Genomic DNA, 7,227 nt, shown 5'->3' with positions numbered 1-7,227 from the left:
ATGACGAGGTCGTAGCCGGCCTTCTCGATGGCCTTGGCCAGCACGAGGGACGTACCGATGGCGTCCGTGCCGTGCAGGTCGTCGTCCTCGACGTGGATGGCCTTGTCGGCACCCATCGACAGCGCCTTGCGCAGCGCGTCCTTGGCATCCTCCGGACCCACCGTCAGGACGGTGATCTCCGCGTCATCCGCCTCGTCCGCGATCTGCAGCGCCTGCTCCACCGCGTACTCGTCGAGCTCCGACAGCAGACCGTCGACATCCTCACGGTCCAGCGTCAGGTCATCGGCGAAGTGCCGGTCGCCGGTGGCGTCGGGCACGTACTTCACACAGACAACGATCCTCAAGCTCACGCCGGCTCTCCTACTGCATCGTCATTTCTGGGCTGCCTTGTTGCACGCAGCATAGGCGCCTGATGGGGCGGTTTCCGGTCGGGCGACCGACGCTCCGAAGGAAATATTACTAGTCAGTACACCCAGTGTTTCCCCCATGAGCAAGCGCTTGGAACTGTGATCTGGCCAACGTGCGGCGCCCTTGTGCCGCTTGGGAGTTCTCAGTCCCGCAGAGCGGTGAAACGGCCCTGGTGATACAGCAGCGGGCGACCGCCTCCGGCCGGGTCGCCGACCACGGCCTTTGCGATCACGATCCGGTGGTCCCCCGCCGGAACCCGGGCCACCACGCGGCAGACCAGCCACGCCAGCACACCGTCGAGCACCGGCACACCTGCGGGCCCACTGCGCCAATAGGTGGACGGGCCGAACCGGTCGGCGCCGCTGCGGGCAAAGGTGGCAGCCAGCTCCTGCTGGTGCTCACCGAGTATGTGGACGCCGATGTGTTCGGCCTCGGCCACGACCGGCCAACTGGAGGACGAGGTCCCCACACCGAAGGAGATCAGCGGCGGCTCGGCGGCGACGGAGTTGAGAGAGGTTGCGGTGAAGCCGACCGGCCGGTCACCTGCGGCGGTGATCACTGCCACACCGGCGGCGTGCTGCCGGAAGACCGAGCGGAGGAGTTCGGGGGATGCCGTGCGGGAGGTGCCGAGCTCGGGCGAAGCCGTCATGGAGGTGTCCTTCTGCGAGGGAGGCGTACGGGGCCGTGGTTGCTCAGGCATCCGGACAGCGCGCACTCGCGTTGCGGGCGAGATCCACATGGACCCGGCCGTAGAGAAGGGGTTCTGGCGGCATAGCGTCAGACTGACGATGCGTGGTGGGGGCAGTCAAGAGCGTTCCGCAATGTGGGAGATGCATCACGGTCCGTCACATTGCCCGTCCCAGTGCGGCGACGACGTCGACGGTACGCGGCTGCCCGACGGCCCGGCGGACGATCCGGCCGGTGGCATCGAGGATCAGCACGGTCGGTGTCCGGCTGATCTCCAGCTCGCGCACGAGAGTGAGATGCGCCTCGGCGTCGATCTCGACATGGGCGACGCCGTCCACCATTCGCGCCACCTCGACGAGAGTACGGCGGGTGGCCCGGCAGGGCTGACAGAACGCACTGGAGAACTGCACAAGGGTTGCCCGCTCCCCCAATTCCGCGCCGAGTTGGGCCGCGTCCAGTGTTCCCGCCTGTGTCTGCCCGTCCACCTTCGGCCTCCTGTCAGAGCTCTTCGCAAGGGGTCAGCACCACCGGACACCAAGACATTCCCGGCGGTTCCACGTGACGAGAATCTCGCGGCCCACGCCCTCGGAGACTGGCCACCGCGTCGCGCATGGGGCACGATCGGCGCAATGCCGCAAACCTACGGCTGCGTAACTTCCGCCGGGAGAACCCTCCTCAGGCGCTGAAGAAGGGTCTTCTCCAGATGGCAGAACTCGTCTATCGGCCGGTCATCGGCGCCGCTCGTACGTTTTTCAAGGCGCTCGACCTGAAGATCGACACTCAGGGTTCCGAGCACATCCCGAAGACCGGCGGCGCGGTACTGGTCAGCAACCACATCAGCTATCTGGACTTCATCTTCACCGGGCTCGCGGCGCTGCCGCAGAAGCGTCTTGTCCGCTTCATGGCGAAGGAATCGGTCTTCCGGCACAAGGTCTCGGGCCCGCTGATGCGCGGCATGAAGCACATCCCCGTCGACCGCAAGCAGGGTGAGGACGCATATGCGCACGCCCTTGCCTCGCTGCGTTCCGGCGAGATCGTCGGCGTGTTCCCCGAGGCCACGATCTCGGAGTCGTTCACGCTGAAGAGCTTCAAGTCCGGCGCTGCCCGGCTGGCCCAGGAGGCCGGCGTGCCGCTGGTCCCGATGGCGCTGTGGGGGACGCAGCGATTGTGGACCAAGGGCCGGCCGCGCAATTTCAAGCGCAACCACATTCCGGTGACGATCCGGGTCGGCGAGCCGGTGGAGGCACCCGCCGACCAGTACGCGGGCGCCATCACCCGGCGGCTGCGGGAGCGGGCCCAGGAGCTCCTCGAAGCGGCTCAGCGCGCCTATCCCGTGCGCCCGAAGGACGCGAGCGACACCTGGTGGGTTCCCTCGCACCTCGGCGGTACGGCTCCGACGCCCGCCGAGGTGCGCGAGAAGAGCTGACGCGGCCGGCTCACGGTCACGACCGAAATGTCACTCCGCAGCGCCGACGGTGATCCGCGCCCCGGGGCTCAGCTTCTCCAGCCCTTCGGCGAGTTCGGCGCCTGCGGCTTCGAGTTCGCCGATCGTCATGGGCGCGAGACGCTCCAGCAGGAACACGGCGTTCACGGACTCCTCGGTGAGCCGGGTGCGCACGCCCTGTCGCCAGTTCCAGCGACGGCAGGTGACGCCCTCGTCGTCGCACCAGACGACTTCGCCGGGCTCGGGGTGCTCCACGGTCTCCTCGCCGCCCGCGACGGTGGCGAAAGGCTCCTGGCCGGTGGAACGTACGAGCTGCATGGTGCCGTTGATGCGGTCGATGTCCTCGCCGCCGACCGGAATCAGATGGGCGACGCTGATGGCGTTGTAGAGGTCGACCAGGAGATTGATGCGCGGCAGCCCGGCGGCGGTGAGCGCGCGCCGGGCCAGGGCTTCGGCGGAGTTGCGGGTGCGGGAGGGCTTGGCGCCGAAGGCGGTGTAGATGTCGCGCCAGGCGGCGAAGTGGGGGTCCTCGTGCGGGGCCCGGCCGTCGAGCCGCTCGGCCAGGCGGCGGGCCGCCTCGTCCAGCAGGGCTGAGCTGTCGCCGTTGCTGGGCCCGCCGACCAGGCCGCGCGCTTCGACGGCGAGGTGACTGAAGCCGGGGGCGAGGGTACGTACGTCGTCGGAGACAGTGAACGTCAGGGTCATCGGCTGCCTTGCCTCGGGACGGGATCTCAGAGCGCAGTGGGGAGAGTGCGCCACAGCTGCGGGCGGTCCTCGGCGGACCGGAGGCCGCGCAGTACCGCCGGATGCGGTGCTGCATAGAGTACTGGATAGTCCACTTCATTGAACTCCGGGCGGATGGGCCATGCCGGCCGCTCCTCGCCGGGCGAGAAGTGGGCGTCGACGCCCGGCCTACCGCCCCGGGGTCCTGACGGTCCAGCGGTCGCGACCGGGCAGCCGAGCCGCGATCAGCCCGTGCACGGGGCCCGGATCCCCGTTCTGCTCGCCGAGCCCCTGGTAGCAGAGGGCGGTCGGGACGCCCGCCGCACGGAGGAGGGTGGCCCGAGCGTGGGACTCGGAGTGGCAGATACCGTCGCGCGTCGCGAGGACGCCGGAGGCGCGCCAGGCGACCCGCATGTCACCCGAATCGGCGGAGTGCGGAATGGCGTCACGCACGAAGGCGTAAGCGGCGGCCGCGTATGCGTATGCGTATGCGTATGCGTCGGTGGTATTGCTCCGGAGATCGGCGACCGTATCCCGTACCGGCGGATGCTCGCGGCCGATGGCCTCATCGGCGGCGAGACAGGTGGAAAGCTCCGGGACTTGCCGGATCAGCTCCATGGCCGCCGAACATAGGTAAGCGGCCGACCGGATGTCAATATCTTTCCGATCGACCGCATGCCTATTCAACTATGGCTACTTCGCCATCTCTTCCTTCAGGGCAAGGACGAATGCGTCGACATCGTCCTCCGTGGTGTCGAAGGAGCACATCCAGCGCACATCACCGGCGGCCTCGTCCCAGAAATAGAAGCGGAAGCGCTTCTGCAGCCGCTCGCTGACCTCGTGCGGCAGCCGGGCGAAGACGGCATTGGCCTGGACGGGGTGGAGGATCTCCACCCCGTCCACCGCACGCACGCCCTCCGCGAGCCGCTGGGCCATGGCGTTGGCGTGCCGGGCGTTGCGCAGCCAGAGGTCTCCGGCGAGCAGTGCCTCCAGCTGTACGGAGACGAAGCGCATCTTCGAGGCGAGCTGCATCGACAGCTTGCGCAGGTGCTTCATGGCACGGACGGCGTCCGGGTTCAGGACGACCACGGCCTCGCCGAAGATCGCCCCGTTCTTCGTGCCGCCGAAGGAGAGGACGTCGACGCCGACGGTATTGGTGAACGTACGCATCGGTACGTCCAGCGAAGCCGCGGCGTTGGCTATCCGGGCCCCGTCCAGGTGGACCTTCATGCCGTGGCCGTGGGCGTGGTCGCAGATGGCGCGGATCTCGCCGGGTGTGTAGACCGTACCCAGTTCGGTGTTCTGGGTGATCGACACGACCTGCGGCATGGCGCGGTGCTCGTCGTCCCAGCCGTACGCCTGCCGGTCGATGAGCTCGGGCGTGAGCTTGCCGTCCGGGGTGGGCACGGTGAGCAGCTTGAGGCCGCCCACCCGCTCCGGGGCGCCGCCCTCGTCGACGTTGATGTGAGCGGACTCGGCGCAGATCACCGCGCCCCAGCGGTCGGTCATCGCCTGGAGGGAGACGACGTTGGCGCCGGTTCCGTTGAAGACCGGAAAGACTTCGGCGGTCGGGCCGAAGTGACTGTGCATGACGCGCTGGAGATGCTCGGTGTAGTCGTCCTCGCCGTAGGCGATCTGGTGACCGCCGTTGGCAAGGGCGATGGCCGCGAGGATCTCCGGGTGCGTGCCGGCGTAGTTGTCACTGGCGAAGCCGCGTACCTGCGGGTCGTGGTGGCGTCGCGCGTCGGTCCTTACGGTTGTGGGGTCAGCCACAGGCGCTTTCCGTTCACTTCCGGGGCGGGCCGGTCCCAGACGCCGGCGATGGCATCGGCCAGTTCCTTGACGTCGGTGAAGCCCGCGAATTTCGCATTGGGGCGCTCGGCGCGCATCGCGTCGTGCACCAGTGCCTTGACGATCAGGATCGTAGCCGCGGTCCTGGGCCCTTCGTCGCCCCCCGCTTTGCGGAAGGAGTCCGCGAGCGCGAGCGTCCAGGCCTCGGCCGCCGCCTTCGACGCGGCATAGGCTGCGTTTCCCGCGGTGGGCTTGCTCGCCCCGGCCGCGCTGATCAGCACATAGCGACCCCGGTCGCTGCGCTGCAGACCCTCCTGGAAGGCCAGCGAGGTGTGCTGGACCGTGCGGATCAGCAGCTTCTCGAGCAGGTTCCAGTCGGCGAGGTCGGTCTCGGCGAAGGTGGCGCTGCCGCGCCAGCCGCCGACGAGGTGGACCAGGCCGTCGATCCGGCCGAATTCCTTCTCCGTCTTGTCCGCCCATTCGCGGGCGGCACCGAGGTCCAGCAGATCGACGGTGTCACCGGTGACCGTGGCGCCGCCGTGGGCGTAGCGGGCGGCGTCGACCGCCTCGGCCAGGCGGGTGGCATCGGCGTCGGAGGCGACGACGGTCGCACCGGCCTCGGCGAGCCTCATCAGCGTGGCCCGGCCGGCCGGGCCCGCGGCCCCGGCGACCGCGACCACAGCGCCTTCGAGAGCACCGCTCCCGTTGCCCTTGCCGTTTCCGTTCATGGCCACCGCCTCCTTATGCCCGGCGCTCACGCGGCTGCCCGCTCGGCATCCGCGGCGGTGATCCCCTTGGTCGAGGCAATCACGTTCTTCAGCTTCTTGGAGAGTGCCTCATAGAACATGCTCAGGGGAAACTCATCCGGAAGCACGTCGTCGACGAGTTTCCGCGGCGGCTGGGAAAGATCCAGCGCGTCCGGGCCCTTGGCCCAGCGGGAGCCCGGGTGCGGGGCGAGGTAGGTCGAGACCAGGTCGTACGCGGCGAACCAGTGGACGAGCTTGGGGCGGTCGATGCCGTCGCGGTAGAGCTTCTCGATCTCGGTGCAGAGCTGATTGGTGACCTGCGGGGCACGGTCCCAGTCGATCCTCAGCGTGTTGTCGGTCCAGCGGATCACGTCGTGCTTGTGGAGGTACGCGAAGAGCAGCTGGCCGCCGAGGCCGTCGTAGTTGCGGACGCGCTCGCCGGTGACGGGGAAGCGGAACATCCGGTCGAACAGCACGGCGTACTGCACATCGCGGCCCTGCGGGAAGCCGTCGGCCTCCAGCTTCACGGCCTCCTTGAAGGCGGTGAGGTCGCAGCGCAGCTCTTCGAGCCCGTACATCCAGAACGGCTGGCGCTGCTTGATCATGAAGGGGTCGAACGGCAGGTCGCCGTGGCTGTGCGTCCGGTCGTGGACCATGTCCCAGAGCACGAAGGCCTGCTCGCAGCGCTGCTGGTCACCGATCATCTCGTGGATGTCATCGGGCAGCTCGACGCCGAGCAGATCGACCGACGCCTCGGTGACACGGCGGAAGCGGGCGGCCTCGCGGTCGCAGAAGATTCCGCCCCAGCTGAAGCGTTCGGGGGCCTCGCGCACGGCGACGGTCTCCGGGAAGAGCACGGCGGAGTTGGTGTCGTATCCCGAGGTGAAGCCCTCGAAGGTGATGCCGCAGAACAACGGGTTGTCGTAGCGGGTGGCTTCGAGCTCGGCCAGCCACTCGGGCCAGACCATCCGCAGCACGACCGCTTCGAGGTTGCGGTCCGGGTTGCCGTTCTGTGTGTACATCGCGAAGACGACGAGGTGCTGGAGCCCGTCGGTGCGGCCCCTGGCCGGCTGGAAGGCGAGCAGCGAGTCGAGGAAGTCCGGCACGGCGAAGCCGTCCGTGGCCCAGCGACGCAGGTCCACGACAAGGGCACGGTGGTAGGCGTCGTCATGCGGAAGCAGCGGGGAGAGCTCCTCGATCGCGACGATCACGCGATCCAGCGTCGCCCGCGCAGCCGCCCGGGACGGCGCACCCTCGGCGTCGAAGTCGATGGAACCGTCCTTCGACTGCCAGGGGCGGATCTCCTCCACGGCATTCTTGAGCGCGGGCCAGGCGGGGTGATCAACCACCCGCTGGTCCGTAGGTATGTCACCTGCGGCAACGTCGTGCACAAGAATTTCCGTCATAACACTTCCTCCACAGGAGAAC

Annotated in this window: 9 protein-coding genes and 1 pseudogene; 1 reads left to right on the top strand and 9 read right to left on the bottom strand. The window is 68.3% G+C overall.

The window, feature by feature from the left end; genetic code table 11:
- From ACIPEK_RS14590 to ACIPEK_RS14575, 4 genes are all read right to left on the bottom strand, one after another.
- Positions 1-350 (bottom strand): electron transfer flavoprotein subunit beta/FixA family protein (locus ACIPEK_RS14590; RefSeq protein ID WP_401995239.1); only part of this gene is annotated, 350 nt, incomplete at its 3' end.
- Positions 351-550: 200 nt separating this feature from the next.
- Complete coding sequence (locus ACIPEK_RS14585) at positions 551-1,057, bottom strand: flavin reductase family protein (RefSeq protein WP_383068854.1); 507 nt, start codon at positions 1,055-1,057, stop codon at positions 551-553.
- A gap of 43 nt (positions 1,058-1,100) precedes the next feature.
- Positions 1,101-1,181, bottom strand: a complete 81-nt coding sequence (locus tag ACIPEK_RS14580; RefSeq protein WP_401995260.1) for a putative leader peptide — start codon at positions 1,179-1,181, stop codon at positions 1,101-1,103.
- Between the two features lie 72 nt (positions 1,182-1,253).
- Positions 1,254-1,580 carry a TlpA family protein disulfide reductase gene (locus ACIPEK_RS14575; protein WP_401995236.1) on the bottom strand — a complete coding sequence of 109 codons (327 nt, stop codon included), beginning with the start codon at positions 1,578-1,580 and terminating at the stop codon, positions 1,254-1,256.
- 218 nt (positions 1,581-1,798) lie between these two features.
- Between ACIPEK_RS14575 and ACIPEK_RS14570 the strand changes: the two genes are divergently transcribed.
- Positions 1,799-2,521 carry a lysophospholipid acyltransferase family protein gene (locus tag ACIPEK_RS14570; RefSeq protein ID WP_401995257.1) on the top strand — a complete coding sequence of 241 codons (723 nt, stop codon included), beginning with the start codon at positions 1,799-1,801 and terminating at the stop codon, positions 2,519-2,521.
- A gap of 30 nt (positions 2,522-2,551) precedes the next feature.
- On the opposite strand, the gene ACIPEK_RS14565 is transcribed toward ACIPEK_RS14570, so the two are convergent.
- The 5 genes and pseudogenes from ACIPEK_RS14565 to ACIPEK_RS14545 all read right to left on the bottom strand — a co-directional run bounded on the left by ACIPEK_RS14565 (position 2,552) and on the right by ACIPEK_RS14545 (position 7,205).
- Entirely contained in the window at positions 2,552-3,244 is a 693-nt protein-coding gene (locus tag ACIPEK_RS14565; protein ID WP_401995233.1) for a B3/4 domain-containing protein, read from the bottom strand.
- A gap of 26 nt (positions 3,245-3,270) precedes the next feature.
- A pseudogene (locus ACIPEK_RS14560) lies at positions 3,271-3,880 on the bottom strand (transglutaminase domain-containing protein).
- Positions 3,881-3,955: 75 nt separating this feature from the next.
- Positions 3,956-5,035, bottom strand: coding sequence for a threonine aldolase family protein (locus ACIPEK_RS14555; RefSeq protein WP_383068850.1), 1,080 nt, complete (start codon positions 5,033-5,035; stop codon positions 3,956-3,958).
- On the bottom strand, positions 5,014-5,781 hold the full coding sequence (locus ACIPEK_RS14550) for an SDR family NAD(P)-dependent oxidoreductase (protein WP_401995230.1): 768 nt from the start codon (positions 5,779-5,781) through the stop codon (positions 5,014-5,016). The genes ACIPEK_RS14555 and ACIPEK_RS14550 overlap by 22 nt, the downstream gene beginning before the upstream one ends.
- 26 nt (positions 5,782-5,807) lie before the next feature.
- Positions 5,808-7,205, bottom strand: coding sequence for a DUF6421 family protein (locus ACIPEK_RS14545; RefSeq protein ID WP_401995227.1), 1,398 nt, complete (start codon positions 7,203-7,205; stop codon positions 5,808-5,810).
- Positions 7,206-7,227 lie beyond the last annotated feature (22 nt).

This window comes from Streptomyces sp. NPDC088246, assembly GCF_044741025.1.
In the GTDB taxonomy this organism is placed as follows: domain Bacteria; phylum Actinomycetota; class Actinomycetes; order Streptomycetales; family Streptomycetaceae; genus Streptomyces.
Note: the sequence above shows the minus strand (reverse complement) of the source record. Positions and strands in the feature narration are given on the sequence as shown.

Coding starts and splice junctions, on each gene's coding strand:
- ACIPEK_RS14585 (WP_383068854.1), bottom strand. CDS start 1,057: ATGACGGCTTCGCCCGAGCTCGGCACCTCCCGCACGGCATCCCCCGAA.
- ACIPEK_RS14580 (WP_401995260.1), bottom strand. CDS start 1,181: ATGCCGCCAGAACCCCTTCTCTACGGCCGGGTCCATGTGGATCTCGCC.
- ACIPEK_RS14570 (WP_401995257.1), top strand. CDS start 1,799: ATGGCAGAACTCGTCTATCGGCCGGTCATCGGCGCCGCTCGTACGTTT.
- ACIPEK_RS14565 (WP_401995233.1), bottom strand. CDS start 3,244: ATGACCCTGACGTTCACTGTCTCCGACGACGTACGTACCCTCGCCCCC.
- ACIPEK_RS14550 (WP_401995230.1), bottom strand. CDS start 5,781: ATGAACGGAAACGGCAAGGGCAACGGGAGCGGTGCTCTCGAAGGCGCT.
- ACIPEK_RS14545 (WP_401995227.1), bottom strand. CDS start 7,205: ATGACGGAAATTCTTGTGCACGACGTTGCCGCAGGTGACATACCTACG.